Below are 24,830 nucleotides of genomic sequence, written 5' to 3' on the forward strand. Positions count from 1 at the left end.
CAGACGTACGAGGTGATCTCGCGCCGGGGCTGCCGTGCGTACCGGCTGGAGGTGAGCGTGCTCCCCGACGGGAAGGTGCGGAACGTGAAGGTGTCGACGAGACCCCGCCCCATTGCCGCACCCGGCCCCTCACTCCCCGTCGGCGAAGTCCGTGCTGCGGCTGAGCCCCTCCCACGCGTCCACGTCGGAGCGGAGGGCGTCGAGCGCCGCGCGGAAGGCGTCCGAGGCGTCGTTGCCCAGCAGCAGGATCGACGGCGGCGCGTCCGACTCCACGGCCTCGATCAGGGCGGTCGCCGCCTTCGCCGGGTCGCCCTTCTGGGTGCCGTGCACGGTGTCGTGCTCCTTGCGGCGCTTGCCCGCCGTCTCGGCGTAGTCCGCGATCGGCCGCGACGACTGGGTGAGCGAGCGGCCGGCGAAGTCGGTGCGGAATCCGCCCGGCTCGACCGAGAACGCGCGGATGCCCAGCGGCGCGACCTCCTTGCGCAGCGACTCGGTCAGCGCCTCGATCGCCGCCTTGACCGCCGCGTAGTAGCCGGAGCCCTCGGGCGAGATCCGGGCGCCGATCGAGGACAGGTTGACGATCACCCCGGAGCGGCGCTCGCGCATCCCGGGCAGCACCGCCTTGATCGTGCGGACCGTGCCGAAGAGCTGCGTGTCGAAGAGCTGCTGCACCGCCTCCGCCTCGCCCTCCTCGACGGCCGCGCGGTAGCCGTAGCCCGCGTTGTTGACGAGCACGTCGATCCCGCCGAAGCGCTCCTCGGCGGCGTCGACGGCGGCGGCCACCTGCGCGTCGTCGGTGACGTCCAGCGCGAGGGCGAGCGCGGAGTCGGGGTGCGCCTCGGCGAGGTCGCGGACGGAATCGACGTCGCGCGCGGTGACGACGACGCGGTCGCCGTGGGCGAGGACGGCGGTCGCGAGCGCGCGGCCGAGTCCGGTGGAGCAGCCGGTGATGAGCCAGGTGGTCATGGCGGTCCTTCTTCCTCGAGGTGCCCGCGGACGGCGCGGGCAGGACTCCATTCCACCGCCGCCCGGGCTCCCCGGGACAGGGGTGGACGCGGATCACGGCTGGACGCGTGAGAGGGTGGTCCGGTGTCCACAGTGAGCGTGCCGACGCCGCGCTCGGGGGTGCGGACGCGGCGATTCCGGCGCCTCGCGCGCCTCGGCTTCGCCGTCAACGGCGTCGTGCACCTGCTGATCGGCGGCCTCTCGCTGCGGGTGGCGTTCGGCGACGAGACGACGCAGGAGGCGGATCCGTCGGGTGCGATCGCGCGCCTGGCCGAGTCGCCGGCCGGCCTCGTCGTCGTCTGGGCGGCACTGGTCGCGCTCGTCGCCCTCGGGCTGTGGCAGTTCACCTTCCAGAGCCGCTCGAGCGATCCGAGCCGCGCGAAGCGCTGGGGGCGGCGGATCGTCGAGTCGGGCAAGGGCTTCGCCTCGCTCGCGCTGGCCGGGACGACGCTGGTGTTCGCGCTCGGCGGGTCGACGAGCTCCTCCGCGACCATCCGCGCGATCAGCACCGACCTGCTGGCCCGCCCGGCCGGGTCGATCGTGCTGACGATCGTCGGCGGGATCGTCCTCGGCAGCGGGATCGGCTTCCTCGCCATCGGCGTGCGGCGCGGCTTCCGCAAGCTGGTGCGCATCCCAGCGGGGCGCCGCGGCCTGGCCGTGCTGATCCTGGGCGCCGCCGGCTACGTCTCGAAGGGGATCGCCCTCGGCATCGCCGGCGGTCTCTTCGTCGTCGCGGCGATCACCGGCGACGCCCGGCGGGCGACCGGGCTCGACGGCGCCCTGCGCTTCCTCGACGTCCCGCCCTACGGCACCATCGCGCTGACCGCGATCGGCGCCGGCCTCGTGATGTACGGCGCCTTCCTGATCGCCCGCGCGAAGCTCGCCAAGCTCTGAGGGCCCGGGCTCAGCCCATGACCGCGGCGGGACCGAGCCGCTTCGCATAGCAGCGGGTCGCCGGCTCGTCGCCCCAGTAGCCGAAGCCGGGGATCGGGTCGTAGCCCGAGCTGCTGTAGAGCGCCATCGCCTCGGGCTGCTCGATGCCGGTGACCAGGCGGAGCAGCGTCACGCCGTGGCGGACGGCCAGCTCCTCGACTCCCGCGAGGAGGAGGCGGCTGTAGCCGCGGCCGCGCGCCGACTCGGCCACGAACATCCGCTTGATCTCGCCGACCGCGCCCTCGGCGGCGAGCGCGACGCAGCCGACGACCTCGGGTCCGACCTGCAGCAGCAGCGTCGGCGCCTCCGCAGGCGGCCGCGGCCCCGGGTCGTCGCCGCCGTAGCGCCGCATGATCTCGGCCTCCTGCACGGCGAACAGCCGCCCCGCCACCACATCCGCCGCCGTCGTCTCGACCATCCGCGCCTCGTTCGCAGTCACGCCCCTCACGCTCCCATCGCTCCCCGCGAGATGCCACTTGTGCACGCGACACGCCGAGAAAAGCGTGCACAAGTGGCATCTCGCGGAGGTCAGCAGACGGCGGAGCGGAACCGGAGGTCGGTGAGGAAGACCCCGTGCCAGCCCTGTCTGCCCTCGTGCTGGGTGTAGGTGAGCGTGCTCCCGGAGGGGAAGACGTCGAAGACGAAGATGTCGTTCTTGAAGTACGCGATGGTCGAGACGTCTCCCTCGACGCGACGGTACGGGTCGGCGAGCGTGCCGGCACCGGTCCCCGCGAAGAGGCCGTCCTGGACGATCGTCGTCGGCGCGACACTGAAGCCCATCGCGTCCCAGTGATCCGGCTGCCAGGCCTGCCGGTCCTGCGAGGTGAAGTCGTAGAACTCGAACCGGAGGTCGACCGGATCGAACAGCCGCCCCTGCGGATCGAAGAACTGGAAGGTCAGGGTCTGCGAGTCGGATCCCGGACTGGGGAGGGTCGTGGCCGGACCCTCGCGCCGCTGATTCAGGACCAGCGCTCTTCTCGGCGCGGTGCCCGAGTACTGCACCTCGGTGCTCTCGAGGTCGGTCTCCCCGGTGACCGCGCCCCATCCGAGTCCGCTCTGAGTCAGGTTGAAGCTCTGACCCTGCGTCGTCGTCGTGGTTCCGGGAGCGAGCACCGAGGTGATCCGCACGGTGGACACCGCACCGGAGGAGCTGGGCGCCAGGAGCACCGCGGTGTCACCGCCGGTGTTGCTGGTCCGCCTGAAGGCGACCGCGCTGTCGCAGAGGGCGGCGGTGGAGGCGGCAGCGAGAGGCGCCGCGATCACCGCGGCGGCGACCGGAGCGCTCCACACCGCCGCTGCGCTCACGGTTCGGCGGGACGGTCCGGGCGTGGGGGTGGAGGACGAGGACACGGCGGTCCTTTCGATCGTGAGGCGGAGTGCGCCTCGGTGCGGCGGAGTGGTAGCGCTGTCATGGCACTGTGCGGCCAGCCAAGCGCACCTCCTCCGCCACGAGCAGTCCCCCGTCCGCGCCACACCCCCCGATGAGCACCTCCGCGAGATGCCACTTGTGCACGCGACACGCCGGGAAAGGCGTGCACAAGTGGCATCTCGCGGGAGGGAGGGGGACGCGCGGGTCAGGCGTAGTGGGCGGCGACCTCGGCGAGGCACTCGCGGAAGACGCGGACGGCGGGCGAGGCGAGCTGGGCCTCGCGCTGCGCCGTGAAGATGGTGCGGCGCGGGCGGCCGGGCAGCTCGAGCAGGCGGCAGTCGGGCTCGCCGCCGGCCCAGACCAGGTCGGGCATCAGCGCGACCGCGTTGCCCGAGGCGGCGAGGCGGATCTGCGCCTGCAGGTCAGCGGTCTCGAAGCGCACGTCGGGCTCGAAGCCGGCGACCCGGCAGGTCTGCTCGGCGAAGTGCCGGCTCGCGGTGCCGCGCGGCTCCATCACCCAGGCGGCGTCGCGCGCGCTCTGCAGATCGCGCACCTCGGAGTCGCGGCGGACCGCGAGCCGGATCGCGTCGGTCGTGAGGTCGCTGCGCACCAGGCCCGGCAGCCAGGACACGGAGTGGCCCGGGTACTGCTCGGCGACGACCAGGTCGAACTCGCGCGCCCAGGAGGTCTCGTGCAGCGCCCCCTCCGGCTCGCGCTGCACCATCTCGACCCGCACCTCGGGCGCCCGCTCGGCGATCGAGCGCAGCGCGCCCGGCATCAGCGCCAGGGCCGCGGACTGGAAGACCGCGACCCGCACCCGACCGGTGACCGACTCCCCCGACGCGGCGAGCGCCGCCTCCGCCCGCTCGAGCAGCGCCAGCACCTCGCCGGCCGCCGCGACCAGGATCTCGGCCTGCGGGGTGAGCTGCACCCGCCGCCCGACCTTGCGCAGCAGCTCGACACCGGTCTCGCGCTCGAGCACGGTGAGCTGCTGCGAGACCGCGGAGGGACTGTAGGCGAGGGCCTCCGCGGCGGCGGCGAGCGTGCCGCGGATGGCGACCTCGCGCAGCAGCACCAGGCGGCGGACGTCGAGCACGGGCGACCTCGATTCGGCAGAGCTGATCAGTAAGGAGGAGTGACCGGTACCGGTAAGGAACGGTCGCTTCTGCTCAACGGTACCCCGGTCGGATACTGACGTCATGACGGATCTCGCCGCGCCCGCCCGCTCCACCGGTCCCTCCTCCGACGACGCCGCCGGTCACGCCGGTTCCGCCGGTCACTCCGGCCCCGCCCCGGACAGCGTCGACGCCGGCCTCGTCGACGCGAGCGTCGCACTGGTGCGCCAGTGGCTGCGCGACGCCGCCGACATCCCGGTCGACGCCTCCGGCGCCCAGCTCGCCGGCGTGCTGAAGGATCCGACCGGCCTCGACTTCACGGTCGGCTTCGTCGACGGCGTGGTCCGCCCCGAGGACACGAAGGTCGCCGCCGCGGCGCTGCGCTCGATCGCCGGCGGCGTCCCGCGCTTCCTGCCCGCGCCGATGCGCGGCGCGGTCGCCCTCGGCGGCGCGGTGGCCCCGCTGCTCCCCGACGTCGTCGTGCCGATCGCGCGCCGGGTGCTGCGGCAGATGGTCGGCCACCTCATCATCGACGCGACCGACTCGCGCCTCGGCCCGGCGATCGCGAAGATCCGCCGCGACGGCGTCCGGCTGAACATGAACCTGCTCGGCGAGGCGGTCCTCGGCCGCAAGGAGGCACAGCGCCGCCTCGAGGGCACCCACCGCCTGCTCGCGCGCGACGACGTCGACTACGTCTCGATCAAGGTCTCCTCCACCGTCGCCCCGCACAACCCGTGGGCGTTCGACGCCGCGGTCGACGACATCGTCGAGGAGCTCGCTCCGCTCTTCACCCGCGCGGCCGCCGCGACGCCGCAGAAGTTCGTCAACCTCGACATGGAGGAGTACAAGGACCTCGACCTCACCATCGCGGTCTTCACCCGCCTGCTCGACCGGTCCGAGTTCCTCGGCCTCGAGGCGGGCATCGTGCTGCAGGCCTACCTGCCCGACGCGCTGTCCGCGATGATCCGGCTGCAGGAGTGGAGCGCCGCGCGCCGGTCCCGCGGCGGCGCCGGCATCAAGGTGCGCCTGGTCAAGGGCGCGAACCTGCCGATGGAGCAGGTCGAGGCGTCGGTGCACGGCTGGCCGCTGGCGACCTGGTCGACGAAGCAGGACTCGGACACCCACTACAAGCGTGTGATCGACTACGCGCTGCACCCGGACCGGATCCGGAACGTCCGGGTCGGCGTCGCCGGCCACAACCTCTTCGACGTCGCGTACTCCTGGCTGCTGGCCGGCGAGCGCGGTGTCCGCGAGGGCATCGAGTACGAGATGCTCCTCGGCATGGCGCAGGGCCAGGCGGAGGCGGTGCGCCGCACGGTCGGCTCGCTGCTGCTCTACACGCCGGTCGTCTCGCCCGCCAAGTTCGACGTCGCGATCGCCTACCTGATCCGCCGGCTCGAGGAGGGCGCGTCGAGCGACAACTTCATGTCGGCCGTGTTCGAGCTCGAGGCGCAGCCCGCGCTGTTCGCCCGCGAGGAGGCCCGCTTCCGTGCCTCGGTCGCCGCGCTCGACGGCGCGGTGCCGCCCGCGCACCGGGTCGCCGACCGCTTCGCCGCGTCGGGCCGCCCCGGCTTCGGCGACTTCCGCAGCACTCCGGACACCGACCCGTCCGTCGCCGCGAACCGCGCCTGGGCGCAGGAGATCCTCGCCCGCGTGCCCGCCTCCCGCGCCGGGATCGACGCGATCGAGGCCGCGACGATCAGCACCCGCGAGGAGCTGGAGGCGGCCCTCGCCGCGACCCGCGCCGCCGGCTCCGCGTGGGGCGCCCTGCCCGCCGACGAGCGAGCGCGCATCCTGCACCGCGCCGGCGACGAGCTCGAGGCGCGCCGCGGCGAGCTGCTCGAGGTGATGGCCGCCGAGGCGGGCAAGACGATCGACCAGGGCGACCCCGAGGTCTCCGAGGCGATCGACTTCGCGCACTACTACGCCGAGCGGGCCCGCGAGCTGGACGCGGTGGACGGCGCGGTCTTCCACCCCGCGCAGCTGACGCTCGTCGCTCCGCCGTGGAACTTCCCGGTCGCGATTCCCGCAGGCGGGGCGCTCGCCGCGCTGGCCGCCGGCTCGGCCGCGGTGCTGAAGCCCGCCGGGCCGACCGCCCGCTGCGGCGCCGTGCTGGCCGAGGCGCTCTGGGCCGCGGGTGTGCCGCGCGAGGCACTGCTGCTGCTCCGCCTGCCCGAGGAGGAGCTCGGCGCGGACCTCGTCGCGCACGCCTCCGTCGACCGGGTGATCCTCACCGGCGCGTACGAGACCGCCGAGCTGTTCCGCTCCTTCCGGCACGACCTGCCGCTGCTCGCCGAGACCAGTGGCAAGAACGCGATCATCGTCACGCCCTCCGCCGACCTCGATCTCGCCGTGAAGGACGTCGTCGCGAGCGCCTTCGGCCACGCCGGCCAGAAGTGCTCGGCCGCGTCGCTCGTCGTGCTGGTCGGCTCGGTCGCGCGCTCCCAGCGCTTCCGCGCGCAGCTGCTCGACGCGGTCGACTCGCTCACCGTCGGCCTGCCGACCGATCCCGCGACCCGGATGGGGCCGGTGATCGAGCCCGCCGCGGGCAAGCTGCTGCGCGGCCTGACGACGCTCGGCGAGGGCGAGAGCTGGCTGCTGCAGCCGCGCGCGCTCGACGACACCGGGATGCTGTGGAGCCCGGGCGTCCGCGACGGCGTGCGCCGCGGCTCCGAGTACCACCGCACCGAGTACTTCGGCCCGATCCTCGGGATCATGACGGCGGCGACGCTCGAGGACGCGATCGCGCTCGTCAACGAGGTGGACTACGGCCTCACCTCGGGGCTGCACGCGCTCGACCCCGCCGAGATCGGCACCTGGCTGGACGGGATCCAGGCCGGCAACCTCTACGTCAACCGCGGCATCACCGGCGCGATCGTCGAGCGCCAGCCGTTCGGCGGCTGGAAGAAGTCGGCGGTCGGACCGGGCACCAAGGCCGGCGGGCCGGACTACCTGCTCGGGCTGGGGTCGTGGACCACCGCGCCGTCCACGGCCACCGCCGCGGTCGAGGACCCGCGCGTCGGCAGGCTCGTGGCCGCCGCCCGCGCCGAGCTGCCCGCCGCGGAGGCGGACGCCGTCGAGCGGACGGCCCGCAGTGCGGCGCAGGCTCTGGCCGCGGGTGCCGCCCGCGACATCACCGGGCTGGCCGCCGAGCGCAACGTGTTCCGGCACCTGCCGTACGACGCCCCGGTGCTGATCCGCCTCGCGGACGGCGAGCCGGTGGGCTCGCTCGCGCAGGTCGTCGTCGCCGCGGCGACCGCGGGCACCCGGGTGGCGGTCTCGAGCGCGACGGAGGTGCCGCCGCAGCTCGTCTCCGCCATCGCGTCGGGAGCCTCCGCTGTCGCCGTCGAGGACGAGGCCGCCTTCGCGGCGCGGGTCCGCGAGCACGGCGCCGGCCGGGTGCGCCTGCTCGGCGCCGACGCATCCTCCGTGACCGCCGTCACCGGCGGCCGCCCCGACCTCGCCGTCTACGCGAACGAGGCCACCGAGTCCGGCCGCCTGGAGCTGCTCCCGTTCCTCCGCGAGCAGGCCGTCTCGATCACCGCCCACCGCTTCGGCACCCCGGACCACCTGACGGACGCCCTGCTCTGACCCCCTTCCCCTCCCCCTCCCCCGCGAGATGCCACTTGTGCACGCGACACGCCGTGAAAAGCGTGCACAAGTGGCATCTCGCGGAAGGGAGTCCGCCCGTTCGCGACAGGGTGCGGGGGGACGGTCGACGGGGCGGGCGGCGGGCGCCAGGCTGTGCGCATGACGCGGCAGGAGCAGGCGCCCCCGGCCGCGGTGAGCACCCGGTGGGTGAGCATCGGGGCCGCGCTCGATCCGCGCAGCAACAGCATCAACGCGCTGCGGCTGGGGCTCGCGGTGCTCGTGATCGTGTCGCACTCGTTCCCGCTGGGCGGCTACGGTGACGCGCCGGGCGCCGGCGGCAGCGGCGGCTCCGGGCCGGGCCACTCGGATCTGGGCGACTGGGCGGTGGGCGGCTTCTTCGTCACCTCCGGCTACCTGATCACCGCGAGCCGGCTCCGCTCGCGCTCGCTCGGCGACTACCTCTGGCGGCGGTTCCTGCGCATCTACCCCGCCTTCCTCGTCTCGCTGCTCGTCGTCGGATTCGCGATCGCGCCGCTCGCGTCGCTGCTGCTCGGCGCCGGACCGTGGAGCGCGGCGGGCGGTGCGCGGTTCGTGCTCGGGAACCTCGCGCTCTTCATCCGCGAGTACGGGATCGACGGGATGCTCGGCTCGGTGCCGTACCCGGGGGCCTGGAACGGCTCGCTGTGGAGCCTCTTCTTCGAGTTCGTCAGCTACCTCGTGATCGGGCTGCTGATCTCGGTGGTGCCGCGGCGGTGGGTCGCGCCGCTGGTGGTCGTCGGCTTCGCGGGGCTGACCCTGGTCGCCGGCGTGCTGGCCACCGATCTCGTGCCCTTCCCCGCGGCCCTCAACCAGACGGTGACGCTCGTCGCGTACTTCCTGGCCGGCGCGATCGTGCACCTCTTCCGCGACCGGATCCCGCTCACCCTGCCGCTCGCACTCCTCGCGCTCGCCCTCTTCGCGCTGGTGGTGGCGTCGGGGCTGTACCGGGTGCTGGCGGGGCTGCCGCTCGCCTACCTGATGCTGGCCCTCGGCGCGCGCCTCCCCCTGCGGCGCCTCGGGGCGACCCACGACGTCTCCTACGGGATGTACATCTACGCGTTCCCGGTGCAGCAGCTGCTCGCGCTCGCGCTGATCGACGCGGACGTGCCCCTCGTGGCGTACGTGCTGCTCTCGATCGCGGCGACGCTGCCGTTCGCCTGGGCCAGCTGGCTGCTGATCGAGCGCCCGGCGATGCGGCTGAAGCGGCTGACGGCGCGCGCCCCGGTCGACGACGAGGGTCACGTCGGCTGACTCCCTCCCGCGAGATGCCACTTGTGCACGCGACACGCCGACGAAAGCGTGCACAAGTGGCATCTCGCGGAGGGAGGGAGGGGGGTCAGGCGTCCCAGCCGCCGGGGAGGTCGCGGATCACGCTCCAGCGCGGGTCGAGCTGGGTCGCCGCTCCGCCGTTCCAAGCCCGGCTGTGGAACCAGGGCGCGATCACCTCGGCGTCGCCGTGGCGGTGCCGGCCGAGGTACCCGCCCCAGTAGGAGAACGTCGAGTTCGTCAGCACGAGGCGGCGCGAGGCCGCCAGCAGGGCGAGCTGGTGCGGCACGGAGGTGCCGGGCTCGGGGCAGCGCACGTCGACTCCGGTCAGGAGCGGCCCGAGCTTGAGCCGGCACCAGTCGAGGTCGTCCGAGACGAGGAGCACGCTGCGCACCTCGGCCGATTCCCGCGCCCGCGCCAGGGCCGCGCGCACGTACTCGACGACGTCGAAGGAGTAGCGGCCGCGGAACTCCGGGACGCTGTAGTAGTCGCCCCGCCGGATGTTGATCGTCAGGTCGGCCGACGGCCGCGCCGCCGCGACCAGCTCCGCGAACGGGCCGGCGAGCAGGTGCGAGTCGAGGAAGGCGTCCAGCTGGTCGGCCCCGAAGTCGACGCCGAAGCGCTGGTGCGTGCCGCCGGCCTCGCGCGGCTGGAGGAAGGAGACGTCCGCGGGAGCGACGATCAGCTCTCGGAGGGGCGGGAGCAGCTCCGCCCACTCCGCCGACCGCGCCGTGCCGCGCACCACCGTCGGCTCGCCGCGCTCGCGGCGCGCGGCGGCCTGCAGCCAGAAGTAGAGCAGGTTGCCGACGCCGAAGGCCTCCTGCGGGATCAGTACCGTCGCGCCCCGCCGGCGGAGCGGCTCGAGGACCGCCGCCCGCAGATCGCCGAGCCGCGGCCTCACGAGAGCTCGCCCAGCGCCACGAGCTGCGCGAAGCCGGGATGCGCGGCGCGCACCTCCTCGAAGGTGCCCTCGCCCTCGATCCGCCCGTCCTCGAGGAAGAGCAGCCGGTCGGCGCCGCGCACGGTCGAGAGGCGGTGCGCGACGATCAGCACCGTCATGCTGCCGTGCAGGGCGGCGATGGCCGTCGAGATCTCGTGCTCGGTCCGGTTGTCCAGCGCCGAGGTCGCCTCGTCGAGGACGAGGACCGACGGCCGGCGGTAGAGGGCGCGGGCCAGCCCGATCCGCTGCCGCTGCCCGCCCGAGAGCCGTACTCCGCGCTCGCCGACGCGGGTGTCGAGGCCGAGCGGCAGCTGCTCGACGAAGTCCTCGAGCTGGGCGATGCGGACCACCTCGCGGATCCGCTCGGGATCGACGCCGTCCCGGGGCACCCCGAAGGCGATGTTCGCCGCGAAGGAGTCGTCGAGCAGGAAGACGTCCTGGGGCACGACGCCGAGCCCCGCGTACCAGCCCGCGAGATCCTCCTGGATCGGCCGGCCGCCGCAGAGCACGCGGCCCTCGGTCGGCTCGAGCAGGCCGAGCACGAGGTCCAGGAGCGTGCTCTTGCCCGCGCCGCTCGAGCCGACGAAGGCCGTGGTGGCGTTCTCCGCCAGGCGCAGGGTCACGCCGCGGAGCACGTCGCGGGAGGCGTCGGGGTAGCGGTAGACGACCCGCTCGAGCTCGATGTCGCCGGCGAAGCGGCCGCCGGGGCCGGGCGTCTCGTCGTGCGAGCCGTGCGCGTCGAGCTCGCGGGCCGCGTCGTCGACGATGCGCAGGCTCGCCTGGCCGCTGCGGACGATCGCGAAGGTGGCGGAGATCCGGTTGAGGGTGGGCAGGGCGCGGAGCGACGCGGCGGCGAACACGCCCAGCACCGAGAGCGCCTCGGCGGACGAGCCGGTCGCCACGAGGATGCCGGAGACGCCGATGATCGCGACGACGAAGCCGATCTCGAGGAGGTACTTCGGCAGCTCCGAGACCAGCGAGAGCATCCGGGACGCCTGGGCGCCGCGGCGCTTCGCGGCCTGGAAGCCGGCGACGAGGCTCGAGGCGCTGGAGGACAGCCGCGCCTCGCGGAAGCCGTCGAGCGACGGGAGGAGGAACTGCCAGGTCTGCAGCGAGGCCTCGGCGGTCTCCTCGCCGATCCGCCCCTGCCGGCGGCGGAGCAGTCGCTGCGTGCCGCCGAGCAGCAGCGCGAAGAAGACGGCCGCGAACAGCGTCGCCCCGGGCGAGGCGACGACGAGGACCGCGACCAGCGCGACGAGCACCAGCAGGTCGGAGGCGACGCCGAGCACGCCGAGCAGCACCCCCGACGCCTGCGCGGTCGAGTCGTTGATGTTGCGGTACACCTCCGACAGCCGCCGCGTGCGGTGCACGGCGAAGGGGGCGAGCACGTAGCGCCGCAGCAGCTCGGTCGACGCGTCTGCCGCGATCCGGGTGGTCCGGCCGAGCAGCCACCAGCGGAAGACGATCGTGCCGATGCTCTTCAGCACGAAGACGGCGGCGACGAAGCCGGCGACGAGCGGGACGAGGGTCGCGACGTCCGAGGTGCCGACCAGGCCCGCGATCGTGCTCGTCACCGAGCCGGCGCCGGTGTCCGCGCCGGTGAGCAGCGCCATCAGCGGCACCATCGCGGCGACGCCGAGGGTGTCGAGGACGGCCAGCACGATCGAGCCGGCCACCGCGACGACGAGCCAGCCGGGCGATGCCGCACCGGCGAGGGCGAGCAGGGTGCCGAGTCCCTGCCGGATCGAGCCCCTCATGCCGCGCTCCCGGCCTGGACGTCGGCGTAGACCCCGGCGATGTCGGCGCACATCCGCGCGACGGAGCGCGGCACGGCGGCGGCGGCCGGCTCCTCCGCCTGCCGCTCGAGCGCCCGCGCCACGGCCGCGGGATCGTCCGCGTCGACGAGGGAGCGGCGGTCGAGGATCTCCGGGTTGCCGCCGACCGCGGTGGCGACGACGCCCAGGCCGCGGGCGACCGCGTCGAGGAGGGTGTACGAGCAGTTCTCCCAGACCGAGAGCTGGGCCACGACGTCCGCCTCGGCGAGCATCCGGGCGGAGTCGACGAAGCCGGGGAAGGCGACCGCGTCGCCGAGGCCGAGGGCGCTCGCCCGGGCGCGGAGGGCGCCGTCGAGCGGTCCCTCCCCCGCGACGGTCAGCGTCGCGCCGGGCACCCGGCCGTGCAGGACGGCGAAGGCCTCGAGCAGGGCGTCGATCCGCTTCTCCGGCGCGAGGCGGGAGAGCGAGACGACGCGGAGCGCGCCGGCGGGGCGGGGGTGGCGGGCGGCGGCGCCGGCGGCGTGCGCTGCGGGAGCGTCCACGCCGTTCAGCACGACGGCGACGGGCAGCACCGCGTGCCACTTCTCCCGCATCGCGTGCCGGGTGGCCTGCGAGACGGCGATGGCCCCGTCGAACCGGTGCAGCCGGGCGCGGTGGGCGAGCGCCATCGTCCGGGCCTGCGCACCCGAGCGGTGGTAGACGGCGTCGGGGCCGGCGATGCCGTGCTCCGTGGTCAGCCGGCGGACGCCGCGGGGCAGCGGGGTCGCGGCGCTGACGAGGTCGGAGTGGGCGAGGTGCGAGTGCACGATCGCGGGCCGCAGGGCCCCGGCCGTGGCGGCGAGCGTGCGGACGGAGGCGGCGAGGCCGGCGGCCGTGCCGAAGCGGCCGGTCGTCACCGCCGAGCCCTGGGCGCGCAGCCGGTGCGCCAGGGCGCCCTCGGGGCAGAGCACGACGACGCGGTGGCCGGGGATCCCCTCCCGCGCGACGTCGACGACGTGCCGGGCGACTCCGCCGTCGTCGGCGACGGGCACCAGCCAGAGGGCGATCGGGGCCGCCCCGCGCACGGCGTCGCTCCCGCTCCCGCCCGCGCTCACAGCCACTCCTCCAGCCGCTCGAGGGCCGTCCAGAAGCCCTCGCCGCTGTCGACGTGGCCCTGCCAGATCTCGGGGATGAACGGCACCCCCGGCGCCAAGGCGTCCAGCGCCGCGGCGAACACCGGCCAGTCGATCTCGCCCTCGCCGATCTGCACGCCCTCGCCGTCGATCCCGGTCGCGTCGACGAGGTGCAGGTGCGCGCTGAGCGGCGCGAGCAGCTCGACCGCCGCCGAGAACGACGTGCCGAGGAAGGTGGTGGCGAGCTTGGTGTGCGAGGCGTCCAGGCAGAGGGCGGTGCCGGTCTCGCGGGCGAACGCGGCTGTGTCCTCCGGATCGACGAAGAGGTTGTGGAACTGCTGGCCGCCCATCAGCCAGGGGTAGGGCGGCAGGGTCTGCGCCAGCAGGCGCACGCCGCCCGCGTCGATCCGGTCGAGCGCCTCGGCGACACGCGCGTACATCGCCGGGCGGCGGGAGGGGTCCACGTGGGCGTGGCGGGTGAAGCCGCCCATCGTGACGACCATCATCGGGTCCTCGTCCTGGCGGAACCAGCGCGAGAGCGACCGGGTGACCCCGATCGTCCGCTGCACCTCGGCGATCGAGCGCTCCCAGACGTCGCGGTCGAAGGAGGCGAGATCGACCAGGAAGTCGCCGGAGAAGAGGTCCGGCAGGTGGGTGGTGAAGCCCCGCTCCTGACGCGCGGTGAAGACGTCGTCGACGTCGATCTCGAGGTCGCGGTAGGAGAAGTGGAACTCGAGGAAGCCGGGATTCGACGCTCCGAGCAGCTCGGCGTGGTCGTGGTAGCGGACCGGCAGCCCCCAGGGCCGCCGGAACCGGAACGGCCGGCCGGCCGGGGTGCTCGCGCGCAGATCGCCGTCGAAGAAGAAGCCGCCCGCGGCGACGTCGCGGTGCAGCGTGCGGCCGAGCAGCCGCGGGAGCTCGTTGGGCTGCAGGCCGCGCCCGGGGCTGCGCACCGCCACGTCCGCCGCGCGCACCACCTCGCCGCTGCGCAGCTCCCGCGCGGCGACGAGCGACTTCGCGAGCGAGACCCGGTTCATCGACTCCCCGGTCGAGACCCCGCGCGGCTCGGCCGAGCCCAGCGCCGACTCGATGTCGCGGATCTCGGCGACCATCCGGCCGAACTCGTCCGGCAGCAGCGACACCGAGTGGTCGTTGCCCTCCATCGCCCGGTCCACGGTGAAGTGCTTCTCGATGATCCGCGCGCCCCGGGCGACGGCGGCGACCGGCACGTGCCAGCCGCGCTCGTGCCCGGAGTAGCCGGTGACGCCGCCGCTGATCTCGGCGAGCCGCTCGAGATAGGCGAGGTTGAGGTCGCGGTAGGGCGCGGGATAGGTCGACTGGGTGTGCAGCAGCGCGTAGGAGGTGCCCAGCGAGCGCAGCAGCGCCACCGACTCGAGGATCTCGCTCTCGCGCGACATCCCGGTGCTCAGCAGCAGCGGCAGGCCGCGAGCGCCGGCGTCGGCGAGCAGGTCGTGGTTGGTGAGGTCGGCCGAGGCGATCTTGAGTCCGGGGACGCCGTAGTCGACGAGGGCCTGCACGCTCGGCGAGTCCCACGGGGTGCAGAGGACGTCGATCCCGGCGTCGCCCGCGTGGTCGAACACCTCGAAGAGCGCCTCGGCCGGCAGCGCGAACCGGCGCAGCAGGTCGATCGTGTACTGCGCGCCCAGGTCCTCCCCCGCCGTGGCGCCGCCGCCCTGGCGGTAGAGCGAGTCGAGGTCGCGCAGCTGGAACTTGACCGCGTCGGCGCCGGCCTCGAGGGCGAGGTCGACGAGGCGCTTGGCGAAGTCGACCGAGCCGTTGTGGTTGTTGCCGACCTCGGCGATCACGAAGGCCGGATGCCCCTCGCCGACCGGGTGGCGGCCGATCTGCAGCGCCGCGCCGCCCTCGATCGCGATCGCGACGAGGTGGCCGCGCTCGTCCACGAGCGGCACGTGGCTGATCCCGTCCGCCCCGAGCAGAGCGGCGGCGGCCTGGGCCGGGTCGTCCACGGGCGCGGTCAGCACCGCCGTGTTCGCCACAGCGAGGACCGCGACGTCGAGCGACGCGGTCGGGTTCGCGATGATCCAGCGGCGGAAGTCGCCGTCCGACAGCGAGCCGCGCAGGACGCCGTGGCCGTCGACGCAGAAGACGATGCGCTGCTTGTTCGCGTTGATCTTGGCCAGCGCGGTCAGCACCGGGTCCTCGGCGAAGACGATGTAGGGCGCCAGGTGGCGGTCGACGATCACGCGCGCCCCCGCCGTCTCAGGTCGGCGAGCAGGTGCTCGGCGACGACGAGGTCGTGCTCGCCGTCGATGTCGCCGCCCTCGACCTCGTCCATCACGAACAGCCCGACCCGGCCGCCGATGCGGTTCCGCTCCTGCTCGTAGACCTCGGTCCGGGTGAGGTAGAGCGAGCCGGTCTCCCGGTAGAAGAACTCGGGCGCGGTCAGCTCCTGCCGGCGCGGACGCGCGGCGACGTCGTAGTGCGCCAGCGCGCTCTCCTCGCCCCGCGAGCGCCAGAGAAACGGGGTCTGCGCGACGACGCCGACGAGCGAGTCGACTCCGGTGCTCGCGAACTGCTCGACGGCGCGGTCGATCGTGCCGGGGAGGCGGATCGGCGACGTCGCCTGGAGCAGCAGCACCGAGTCCGGCCGGTACCCGAGGGCGACGCGGTGCGCGACGGCGTGCAGCACGACAGGCTCGGTCGCGGTGTCGTCGCGGGCGAGCTCGGCGGGACGGAGGAACGGCACGTCCGCTCCGGCGTCCGCGGCGATCGCGGCCAGCTCGGCGTCGTCGGTGGAGACCAGCACGTCGAGACCGGCGGCGAGCGCCTGCTCGATGCTCCAGACCACGAGCGGCTTCCCCGCGACGAGGCGCGCGTTCTTGCGCGGCAGGCCCTTCGAGCCGCCGCGCACGGGGATGACGCACAGGATGCTCATCGCACTCCTCCCTCGGTGATCGCGAGCGCCGCGGCGGCGACCGCGGCCGCGGGTTCGAGCGCCGGCGCGAGCGGCGCCGGAGTCGGCGGCCCCTCGCCCCAGACGGACAGTCCGTAGCGGCCCCAGAACTCGCGCACCCAGGCCGGCGGATCGACGCAGGTCACCCAGGCGGGCGTGCCCGCTGCCGCGGCCTCGAGCACGCCGGTCGAGAACACCGAGGCGATCGGCCGGTGCTGCGCGGCCAGGTCGCCGCCGGCGAGCACGCGGATGCCGCTGCGGCGCCAGGCCGCGTGCTGCCAGCGCGAGCGGCGGTCGACCTCGGCCGGGTGCGGGCGGTAGTCGGCGCCGGTGTCGCGGCAGAAGCGGCCCGCGGTGGCGGCGGCGATCCGGCGCGGGAGCTCGGCGCCGTGCAGCTGGCCGAGGAAGAGCGGGCGCTCCTCCGTCAGGGCCGCGCGCGGGCGCTGCGCCGCCGACCACAGCAGCTGGCTGCCGACGACGGCGGTCGTGACGTCGCTCCGCCCCGAGCGCCAGAAGTCGGCGTCCGCGGCCGAGAAGGCGAGCAGCGTCGACTCCGGCGGCAGCGGCGGGGCGAACGGCGTCAGGAGGCCGTGCTGCACCACGAGGACGCTGGCGCCGAGCGGCCCGGCCCAGCGGTGCGCGGTCGCGCCGGAGCGGAGGTAGTGGCCGGTCGCGACGACGGCGCGCAGCCCCCGCAGCTCGACCGGGGCGGGCGAGCCGTCGGGCACGGGCCGGACGGTCCACTCGCCGGGGAGCAGAGCGGTCACGTCCCCGGGCGCCAGGACGGCGACGGGCGGCCCGTCCAGGTGCGCGAGCGAGGCGGCGGTCGCCGCGACCGCGCTGGCCGTCGCCGCCTCGACGGCGAGCAGGATCGACGGCTCCGCGCCGCGCAGGTGCAGCACGAGCGGCGCCGGGGCCGACGGGCGCAGGCGGGACCGCGCCGCGCGCAGCGGGTCGCGGCCGCGCTGCCAGCGGCGCCAGCCCTCGAGATCGGTCGCGTGCCTCAGCCCCACAGCGCCCTCACCGCCCGCATCCGGTGCACGAAGGTGTGCTCCGCCCGGGTCCGAGCGGCCGCCGCGTCGCGCACGCGGTGCGCCCAGACCGGGTCGGCCTGCGCGTGCCGGACGTGCTCGACGAGCTGCTCGCGGCCGTCGAAGACCAGCACCTCGCGGTCCACCTCGTAGTGGTCGGCGATGTCGGGCCGGTCGAGCAGGGCGAGTGCGCCGACGCCCGGCGCCTCGAACGCCCGCATCGACAGCCCGCCGTGCCCGGTCCCGTGGATCGCGAGCGTGGCGATCGAGCCGGCCATCGCGCCGTAGTAGGCCGCGCGCGAGACGTCGCCGTGCGCGCGCAGACCCGCTCCGCGCAGCCGTCCGGTGCGCACGACGTCGCCCGGGTGACGCGACCACTGCCGGCCGAAGACCTCGACGTCGACGCCGCCGGCGGCGAGCTCGCGCAGCACCCGCTCGCGCTCGGGGTAGCGCGCACCGATGAAGGTCACCGCCGCGGACGGGCGCGGCGTCCAGGCCAGGAGCGAGTCGAAGGCGTCCGGGACGTGCGTCGCCTCGATCCCGGCCGCGCGGAGCGTCGCGACGTCGCGCGGCGAGTAGCTGGCGATCGAGACCCGGGCGGAGGCGAGCGCGCGGAGCCGCTCGAGATCGAAGGTCATGTTGACCAGCTCGTCGTAGAGCCAGAGCACGACGGGCGCGCCGCCGCCGGCCAGCGCGGCCCACCACTCGTCGCCGAGCGAGTCGCCCTTCACCACGAGCACCGCGCGCGGCGACGTCTCCCGCAGCGCCCGGATCGCCCGCTCGGTCTCGGAGCGCCGCGACCACCGGCGCAGCCGGGACCGCGGGAAGCGGTGCGCCACCGCGTCGCGCAGCCGCACCACGCCCGCCGTGTCGTCGTAGCGGTGCACGACGACGTCCTCGCCGAGCTCGACGAGCGCGGCCTCGATCGCGCGCCAGTAGTCGTGGAACACGGGGCTGACGACCAGCACGGGCCGGCTCATGCCGCCGCCCTCTCGGCCGCGGCGATCAGGCGCAGCTCGCCGCGGAGGACGGCGAAGGGCCGGACGCCGCGCCCCGCGAGCGCGCGCAGGGCGTTGGCGGCGAGGTTGACCACCGACGCCGCGCGCAGCGACGCCGCCAGCAGACCGGGGTGCGAGCGCCACTTCCGCGCGTAGCGCAGCCGGGCGGCGACCAGCCAGACCAGCCGGCGGGCGGGATCGGAGGAGCCGCCGCCGGTGTGCACCGCGACGACGTCCCCGGTGTACACCGACGGCACACCGCGCGCCCGCAGCCGCCGCTGCAGGTCGACCTCCTCGCAGTTCATGTGGAACGACTCGTCGAAGCCGCCGATCACCCGGAACTCGGCCGTCGGGAGCAGCATCGCCGCGCCGACCACCCAGTCCACCGGCAGCACGGCGCCCTCGACGCAGCGGGTGTCGAGACCGACCGCCGCGCGCAGCTGCGGCCGCCAGCGCGCCAGCGGAGTGAGCCACTCCACCACGTAGTGGCCGAGCCGTGGGAAGCGCCGGCCGACCCACTGCGGCTGCCCGGCGCCGTCGCGCAGCGCCGGGGCGACGACCGCCGGCAGCCAGGGGGTGCCCGCGGCGACGAGGTCGCGGAGGAAGGTCTCGCCGATCTCGAGATCGCTGTTCAGCACCAGCAGCAGCGGGTGCGCCGCCTCGTCCGCTCCGCTGTTCACGGCGGCACCGAAGCCGCCGTTGCGCGCGCGGCGGACGAGCGCGAAGCCCTCGCCCGCGGGGAACGGCACCGGCGAGGCGTCGTCGACGACGACGATCTCGTGCTCCGGGGCGCCGACCTGGCGGCGCAGCTGCCCGAGCAGGGCGAGGGCGGGAGCCGGATCGCCGTAGTGCGGCACGACGACGCTGACGCCGGGCCCCGGCCGCTCCCGCTCGCTCACGACGCGACCGCCCGGCTCTCGCGCGCGCGGCGCAGGGAGCGGCGGGTCGGCAGCACCGCCGGGCGCGGCGGATCCCAATCCGCGGGCAGCGCGCCCAGGGCCGGCAGGATCGTGCGCAGGAGCGCGTCGATCTCGTCCACCGCGCTCGCCGCGACAGCGGCGCCGCGCCCGTGCGGATCGGCGAAGTCGTCCTCGGCGCCGTACGGAGCGGTGTCGCGCGCGATCAACTCGCGCAGATCCGCTCCGGGGGCCGCCTGCGCCAGCCGGGCCGCACGGCGGATCGTCGCGGTGCGCCGCGCCGCCGAGGCGAAGTGCTGGGCGACCCACTCGCGCTGCTGCGACTCGAAGGCCAGCACCAGATCGGCGTCCTGGAGCAGGCGGCCATCGGCCTGGCGCGCTCGGTGCGAGGCGACGGAGAGGCCGCGGGCGCGGAGCGCGTCGCCCAGGTCGGGGTCGAGGCCGCGGCCGACCGGGGCGTGCGTCCCGGCGCTCGAGACCTGCCAGAGGTCGGACCCGGCGAGCAGCTCGGCCGCGAGGCGCTCGGCCGACGGCGAGCGGGCCACGTTCGCGTGGCAGAGGAAGAGCAGCCGGGAGCTCATCGAGCCGGCCGCCGGAACGACGACGGGACCTCCGCCTTCGGCGCGGCACGCACGACGTGCTCCAGGGAGCGCGCGGGCTCAGCGGCGCGCTCGGGCTCGGCGGCGCGCGTGCGCTCGGGCTCCACCGCGCGCGCCGGCTCCGCGGGCCGGACCGCCGGGAGGGAGCGGGCGGGCTCCTCCGCGGCGGCCCGGCGGCCGGTGGACCGGCCCCGCGAGCGTCCGCCGTCCGGCTCCGCGTAGTACGGGTTCTTGCGGTCGTAGTAGTACGAGTAGCCCGCGTCGCCGTCCTGCGCCGAGACCATGTTCAGCACGGTCCCGAGCACACGGCCGCGCACCTGCTGGACGATCCGCCGGGCGGCGGTGACCTCGGGGCGGCGGGTGCGGTTGGAGGCGACGACGAAGACGACGCCGTCCACGACGGTCGCGACGATCGACGCGTCGGTGACCGGCAGGATCGGCGGCGCGTCGATGATGACGAAGTAGTCCTCCGCGAGCCGCTCGATCAGCGCGCGCATCGCCGAGGAGCCGAGCATCTCGGACGGGTTCGGCGGGATGTGCCCCGCGGGCAGAGCGAACAGGCCCTCGGTGGCGGTCGGGCGGATCGCGTCCTCGACCGGGATCTGGTGGCTGAGCACCTCGCTGAGGCCGACGGCGCCGTCGATCCCGAGCAGCTTCGCGACGGTCGGACGGCGCAGGTCGGCGTCGATCAGCAGGGTGCGCTGCCCGGAGTCGGCCATCACCCGGGCGAGGCCGGACGCGATCGTCGACTTGCCCTCGGCCTGGTTCGCACTGGTGATCACGACGCTGCGGGTCTCGTCGTCGACGCTGGAGAAGCGCAGCCCGGTGCGGAGCGCGCGGAAGGCCTCGGCGGTGATCCCGTCGACCGCCCGGGCGTCGCCGCGGCGCCCGCCCCGGCCCTTGCCCATCTTCGGGATGCGCCCGAGCACGCCGACGCCGAAGAGCTGCGTGAGGTCGTCGACGGTCCGCACCCGGATGTCGAGGGCGCGGCGGAGGATCGCGAGGACGAAGCCCAGCACGAGACCGCCGGCGGCCCCGAGCAGCAGGTTGCGCAGCCAGTTCGGGCTCGTCGGCGCGGCGGCCGGCTCCGCGTTCTCGAGCGGCACCACCGTGATCTGCGGGGTGCGGTCGGCGGTCGACTGCGTCTCGATGTCGGCGATCACGTCGGCGAGCGCGGCCAGGGCGCCGTTGGCGAGCGCCGCGGCGTTCTCGGGAGTGGCCGCCGAGGCGGTCACCTCGATCAGGGTGCTGCCCGGGGCGACGGCCGCGGTCAGCCGGCCGTTCAGCGGCTCGCCACCGGGGTTCGCCTCGGGATCGGACTCGATCCGCTCGTAGACCGCGCTGCTGGAGATGAGCGGCAGGTAGGCGTTCGCCCGCGTGACCGCGGTCTGCGCTCCGCTGATCGCATCGGCCGAGCTGCCGTCGGTGGCCGCGATGACGAAGCCGGCCGAGCTGGAGTCGTAGACCTTCGGCGTCACCGCGGAGAAGGCGGCCATCGCGCTCACGCCGACGAGAACGGCGACGACGAGGATCTTCCAGTTCCGCCGGATGAAGGCGATGAAATCGACGACAGTCACTGTGCGCCTTTCTTCCGATCAGAGCAGCGGTTCTCTCCGAGCAGAGCTACTCGACGATGCCGGGCTTTTCGCGTCAGGCTAGCCTGATGCGCCCTCTCCCGCGCAAAGGAATTCCTCCGCCCGAGGAGATGTTCTGCGAGGATTCCGGTATGACCCACGACGTGGACAGTGCGGACCTCTCCGGGGGCGGAATCGGCCTCCGGGTGCCGCGGCGCCCGGATCTCGGAGCGGTGTTCCCGATAGCACACTCGGCGCGGATCATCGATGCGGCACTGATGGGCCTGATCATCTATCGACTCTCCGTTCCTTTCCTTCCGGGATCCTTTCCGGCCGCCCAGACCGCGGTTATCGGACTTCTTCTGATCAGCCTCTTCCGCCGTCCTGCCCGCTCTCTTCGAGCCGTCGGCTGGTATCCCTTCCTCTGCCTCGGCCTCCTCGGCTTCGCCGTCGTGATCTCGGCGGTGAACGGACTCGATCTCGAGCGGAGAGCGGGCAACATCGGCCTGCTGATGCTGATGGCCGCCTTCCTCGCCAGCGGCCGGATCGACGTCGCCTCCGCGATCAAGGGCATCGGCGTGGCCCTGACCCTGAACGCCGCGCTCTTCGCCGCCGGCGTCGCCCCGGACGCCTACCAGGGCGCCCTCACCGGCTATCTGCAGGACAAGAACGTCGCCGGGCTCTACTACGGCGTCGCCGCCCTGCTCCTCGCGGCGACCCTCCAGCGCCGGTGGCTCCGGATCGCGGTGCTCGCCGCCGCGGGCCTCGCCGTCGTCGCCACCGACTCGCGCACCTCGATGGCCGCCTACGCCTGCGGGATCCTCTGGCTCGTGGTGACCCCGCGGCTGGGCCTCGCCTTCCGGGCGCTCACCGGCGTCGGCATCGCGGCGCTCTTCGTCTGGGCCGAGGCGAACCTGTCCACCGCGGGCGTCTACGGCGTCGAGCGGGCCGGCTCCGACGCGCTCCGCGAGAGGATCCTGCAGGCCTCCTTCGACCGCGTCGCGCTCGCGCCGTGGAGCGGCGGCGGCCTCGGGACGGCGACGGCCGACGTCGACGGCATCGCCTGGTTCTTCCACAACTCCTACCTCGCGCTGCTCGCCGAGGGCGGCGTCGTGCTGCTCGTCGGGGTCCTCGCGATCTACGCGGTGGCGGGGTTCGGGCTGCTGCCGCGGCGCCCCGAGACGTTCGCGCGGCACGCGGTCGGCGCGGCGACCGTCGTGGTGCTGCTCTGCGCGACGCAGCTCGGCGAGGTGTTCTTCGCGCCGATGTCGTTCGTCGTCGTCGGCGCCGGGCTGGCGCTGCTGGCCGAGCGGCGGCCGGAGGCGGCCGCGGACGCGCTCCCCGGAGCCGGATTCCCCGGGACGGCGCTCCCCGGGACCGAGCTCCCGCTGACCGAGCGCCCCCGCAGCTAGCGCCCCGCGACCTCGCGGAGCACGGCCCGGACGTCGGCCCACATCCGCACGGTGTTCGCGTCGGCGAGCACCCGGGCGCGCCCCGCCCGCGCGACCTCGGCGCGGCCGGCGGGATCGCCGAGCGCCGCCTCGACGGCCGCCGCGACCCCCGCCGGATCGTGCATCGGCAGGCCGAACGCCGTGACGCCGTCCTCGAGGTAGCCCGCCATCGCGGCGCTCCTCGTGACCGCCGCGGCGGTTCCGCAGCCGGCGGCCTCGAGCAGCACGCTCTGCCCGGTCGGGTACGCCAGCTCGTGGGTGGGCACGACCACGAGCTCGGCGTCGCGCAGGTTCTCGCGGTGCTCCGCGACGGGCACGGGGGCGTGCAGCACGACGTTCGCCGGCAGCGACCCGCCCGCGAGCCGCTGCGGCGTGGTGAACACGTCGAAGCGCCGGTGCGGCAGCAGCGCGGCCGCGGCGACGAGCGTGCCGAAGTCCCGCCCGCGGTCGACCCCGGCGGCGAGCACCTCGAAGCGCTTCGGCCGCCCCGGGCCGGGCGTGTAGTAGTCGGCGTCGACCCCGAAGCCGACGGGGACCACCTTCCGCTCGTCCACCCCGTGCCGGGCGAAGACCTCGCGCTGGTTCGCGCTGAGCACGAGGATCCGGTCGACCCCTTCGAGCGCCCGGAGCACCCGGCGGCGGCGCTCGGGAGCGCCGGACAGCAGCTCCTCCGCCCACCAGCAGGAGAGCGCGACGAGCGGCGTCCGCGCGTACGGCGGGATCCCGGCGCGGCGCAGCAGCGCGGGGAACTCGGCCTCCGGCTCCAGCACGGCGAGCACCACGTCGGCCGAGGCGACGGCCCGCAGCGAGCGCAGCTGGGTGTCGAGCGCCAGGCCGGTGCGGTGCTCCAGCACGTCGCGGAGCTTCACGTGGGCGGGATGCGCCGCGTGCCCTCTCGCGAGGAGCCGGGTGCTCTCGTCCCGGAGGAGATCCGCGCGATAGGGAAGACGTCCGCGCAGAAAGGGCTCGCCGGGTCGGGCGAGGATCGTCGAATGCTTGAGGAAGAGCCCGAGGATCCGGAGCGGCCGGACATCCCGATCCTCCGTGAATGCGTCTTCAGCGGATATCCCAGGACTCATCGTTCCGATTCCCTTTCCTCGAGAGATCGCAGAAGCAGCGCCATTCGATCCGCTCCCGCGGCGGGCGAGAAGTGATCTCTCCATCTCCGCCACTTCTCCCCCGTCTCGCCCTCTCCCTCTCCTCTCGTCGAGGCGGCGACGGCGAGGGCGATAGCGGCGGCCAGAGCATCGGCGTCATCCGCCGGAGAGATGGCGCTGATCGACGGACCGACGACCTCGGGAAGAGCTCCGGCGTCGCTCACCAGCACCGGTGTCCGCGCGGACATCGCCTCCGCCGCGACCAGTCCGAAGGACTCCGGCTCGATCGAGGGCACCACGACGAGATCGACCCGGGCGAAGAAGTCCGCCGGGGCCAGCCAGCCCGGCCTCTCCACCAGCGCCGCGACCGGGACGAGAGCCGACTCGACCTCGCGGCGCTCCCGCTCCGAGACGAAGCGCGGCTCGCCGGCCAGGAGCAGCCGGTACGCCCCGGGCTCGGCCGCGTCGAGCCGCGCGAGCGCCGCCGCGAGCACCCGGACACCCTTGGCGACGGACGGACGACCGAGGAAGCCGAGCACGACCGGGCCGTCCCCGCGCTCGTGCCGCGCCGTCGGCAGGACGGGCGCGCACCAGTTCGGCAGCACGGTGGCGCCGCGGACGAGGTCCGCCAGGTAGCGGGACGGCACCAGCGTCGCCAGCGCCCCCGCCCGGGCGAGCGGCACGAGCGCGCGCTGCAGGCCGGACGGGCGCTGGTGCAGGTGCACGAGCCGGCGCGGACGCCCGGCCGTCGCCGCCGCCGGCACCAGCCCGTTGCACCAGAGCACGCCCCGGCGGGACGACGCGTCCCAGCGCCGCAGAGCGCGCATCCACGCGCGCCGGCCCGAGGCCTCGAGCTCGACGACCGGGTGGCCGGCCGCGCGGGCCGCGGCGACGAGGCGGCCCGGCTCCGACGGCCCGACGACGGTCACCGCGACGCCCTGCTCCTCGAGGGCCGCGGCGATGCTCAGCAGCATCACCTCACCGCCGCCGATGTCGCCGTTGTTGGTGGCGAGGACCACCCCCTTGCTCCACAGCCCCCCGCCGGCGCGCCCGCGAGCCTCCGTCATCCGCCACTCCCCGCTC

At 74.7% G+C, this 24,830-nt stretch carries 20 protein-coding genes; 4 read left to right on the plus strand and 16 right to left on the minus strand.

Annotated elements, in window-relative coordinates; all coding sequences use genetic code 11:
- Positions 1 to 129: 129 nt before the first annotated feature.
- The gene (locus tag EDF35_RS03985; RefSeq protein ID WP_133960798.1) at positions 130 to 966 is read right to left on the minus strand and encodes an oxidoreductase; all 837 of its coding nucleotides are present in this window, start codon (positions 964 to 966) and stop codon (positions 130 to 132) included.
- A 123-nt stretch (positions 967 to 1,089) separates the two neighbouring features.
- On the opposite strand from EDF35_RS03985, the gene EDF35_RS03990 reads away from it, so the two are divergent.
- Entirely contained in the window at positions 1,090 to 1,899 is an 810-nt protein-coding gene (locus tag EDF35_RS03990) for a DUF1206 domain-containing protein (protein ID WP_123701506.1), read from the plus strand.
- Positions 1,900 to 1,909: 10 nt separating this feature from the next.
- Here EDF35_RS03990 and EDF35_RS20625 read toward each other — a convergent pair whose 3' ends face one another.
- The 3 genes from EDF35_RS20625 to EDF35_RS04000 form a co-directional block, all read right to left on the minus strand.
- On the minus strand, positions 1,910 to 2,377 hold the full coding sequence (locus EDF35_RS20625) for a GNAT family N-acetyltransferase (RefSeq protein WP_166673994.1): 468 nt from the start codon (positions 2,375 to 2,377) through the stop codon (positions 1,910 to 1,912).
- An 89-nt stretch (positions 2,378 to 2,466) separates the two neighbouring features.
- The gene (locus EDF35_RS20630) at positions 2,467 to 3,243 is read right to left on the minus strand and encodes a hypothetical protein (RefSeq protein WP_166673995.1); all 777 of its coding nucleotides are present in this window, start codon (positions 3,241 to 3,243) and stop codon (positions 2,467 to 2,469) included.
- Between the two features lie 269 nt (positions 3,244 to 3,512).
- Positions 3,513 to 4,403: a LysR substrate-binding domain-containing protein gene (locus EDF35_RS04000; protein ID WP_123701500.1), complete on the minus strand. Its 891-nt coding sequence runs from the start codon at positions 4,401 to 4,403 to the stop codon at positions 3,513 to 3,515.
- A gap of 103 nt (positions 4,404 to 4,506) precedes the next feature.
- On the opposite strand from EDF35_RS04000, the gene EDF35_RS04005 reads away from it, so the two are divergent.
- Together EDF35_RS04005 and EDF35_RS04010 are read left to right on the plus strand one after the other, a co-directional pair.
- Positions 4,507 to 8,013: a bifunctional proline dehydrogenase/L-glutamate gamma-semialdehyde dehydrogenase gene (locus tag EDF35_RS04005; RefSeq protein ID WP_133960800.1), complete on the plus strand. Its 3,507-nt coding sequence runs from the start codon at positions 4,507 to 4,509 to the stop codon at positions 8,011 to 8,013.
- A gap of 159 nt (positions 8,014 to 8,172) precedes the next feature.
- Entirely contained in the window at positions 8,173 to 9,303 is a 1,131-nt protein-coding gene (locus EDF35_RS04010; RefSeq protein ID WP_133960801.1) for an acyltransferase, read from the plus strand.
- Between the two features lie 85 nt (positions 9,304 to 9,388).
- Here the strand turns inward: EDF35_RS04010 and EDF35_RS04015 are convergent, their stop codons facing one another.
- The 10 genes from EDF35_RS04015 to EDF35_RS04060 are packed head-to-tail and all read right to left on the minus strand — an operon-like array spanning position 9,389 to position 21,202.
- Positions 9,389 to 10,219 (minus strand): alpha-1,2-fucosyltransferase, encoded by an 831-nt coding sequence (locus EDF35_RS04015; protein ID WP_133960802.1) that lies wholly within the window; start codon positions 10,217 to 10,219, stop codon positions 9,389 to 9,391.
- Entirely contained in the window at positions 10,216 to 12,015 is a 1,800-nt protein-coding gene (locus EDF35_RS04020; protein ID WP_133960803.1) for an ABC transporter ATP-binding protein, read from the minus strand. The genes EDF35_RS04015 and EDF35_RS04020 overlap by 4 nt, the downstream gene beginning before the upstream one ends.
- Positions 12,012 to 13,127, minus strand: coding sequence for a glycosyltransferase family 4 protein (locus tag EDF35_RS04025; protein WP_243839832.1), 1,116 nt, complete (start codon positions 13,125 to 13,127; stop codon positions 12,012 to 12,014). The genes EDF35_RS04020 and EDF35_RS04025 overlap by 4 nt, the downstream gene beginning before the upstream one ends.
- Positions 13,124 to 15,370, minus strand: coding sequence for an N-acetylneuraminate synthase family protein (locus EDF35_RS04030; RefSeq protein ID WP_133960804.1), 2,247 nt, complete (start codon positions 15,368 to 15,370; stop codon positions 13,124 to 13,126). Before EDF35_RS04030 ends, EDF35_RS04025 begins: the two co-directional genes overlap by 4 nt.
- Complete coding sequence (locus EDF35_RS04035; protein ID WP_133960805.1) at positions 15,367 to 16,062, minus strand: acylneuraminate cytidylyltransferase family protein; 696 nt, start codon at positions 16,060 to 16,062, stop codon at positions 15,367 to 15,369. Before EDF35_RS04035 ends, EDF35_RS04030 begins: the two co-directional genes overlap by 4 nt.
- Positions 16,059 to 17,093, minus strand: a complete 1,035-nt coding sequence (locus EDF35_RS04040) for a hypothetical protein (RefSeq protein WP_133960806.1) — start codon at positions 17,091 to 17,093, stop codon at positions 16,059 to 16,061. The genes EDF35_RS04035 and EDF35_RS04040 overlap by 4 nt, the downstream gene beginning before the upstream one ends.
- Entirely contained in the window at positions 17,084 to 18,091 is a 1,008-nt protein-coding gene (locus tag EDF35_RS04045) for a glycosyltransferase (protein WP_123444710.1), read from the minus strand. The genes EDF35_RS04040 and EDF35_RS04045 overlap by 10 nt, the downstream gene beginning before the upstream one ends.
- Positions 18,088 to 19,008, minus strand: a complete 921-nt coding sequence (locus tag EDF35_RS04050) for a glycosyltransferase family 2 protein (protein WP_133960807.1) — start codon at positions 19,006 to 19,008, stop codon at positions 18,088 to 18,090. Before EDF35_RS04050 ends, EDF35_RS04045 begins: the two co-directional genes overlap by 4 nt.
- Positions 19,005 to 19,607, minus strand: a complete 603-nt coding sequence (locus EDF35_RS04055) for a hypothetical protein (RefSeq protein ID WP_133960808.1) — start codon at positions 19,605 to 19,607, stop codon at positions 19,005 to 19,007. Before EDF35_RS04055 ends, EDF35_RS04050 begins: the two co-directional genes overlap by 4 nt.
- On the minus strand, positions 19,604 to 21,202 hold the full coding sequence (locus EDF35_RS04060; RefSeq protein WP_133960809.1) for a polysaccharide biosynthesis tyrosine autokinase: 1,599 nt from the start codon (positions 21,200 to 21,202) through the stop codon (positions 19,604 to 19,606). The genes EDF35_RS04055 and EDF35_RS04060 overlap by 4 nt, the downstream gene beginning before the upstream one ends.
- A gap of 149 nt (positions 21,203 to 21,351) precedes the next feature.
- Here EDF35_RS04060 and EDF35_RS04065 point away from each other — a divergent pair, with 149 nt between their 5' ends.
- The gene (locus EDF35_RS04065; protein WP_133960810.1) at positions 21,352 to 22,611 is read left to right on the plus strand and encodes an O-antigen ligase family protein; all 1,260 of its coding nucleotides are present in this window, start codon (positions 21,352 to 21,354) and stop codon (positions 22,609 to 22,611) included.
- On the opposite strand, the gene EDF35_RS04070 is transcribed toward EDF35_RS04065, so the two are convergent.
- Positions 22,608 to 23,519 (minus strand): glycosyltransferase, encoded by a 912-nt coding sequence (locus EDF35_RS04070; RefSeq protein WP_133960811.1) that lies wholly within the window; start codon positions 23,517 to 23,519, stop codon positions 22,608 to 22,610. The genes EDF35_RS04065 and EDF35_RS04070 overlap by 4 nt on opposite strands.
- A 206-nt stretch (positions 23,520 to 23,725) precedes the next feature.
- Positions 23,726 to 24,814, minus strand: a complete 1,089-nt coding sequence (locus tag EDF35_RS04075; RefSeq protein WP_133960812.1) for a glycosyltransferase family 4 protein — start codon at positions 24,812 to 24,814, stop codon at positions 23,726 to 23,728.
- Positions 24,815 to 24,830 lie beyond the last annotated feature (16 nt).

Origin of the sequence: Rathayibacter sp. PhB151 (assembly GCF_004366415.1) — a bacterium.
Taxonomy (GTDB): Bacteria; Actinomycetota; Actinomycetes; order Actinomycetales; family Microbacteriaceae; genus Rathayibacter; species Rathayibacter festucae.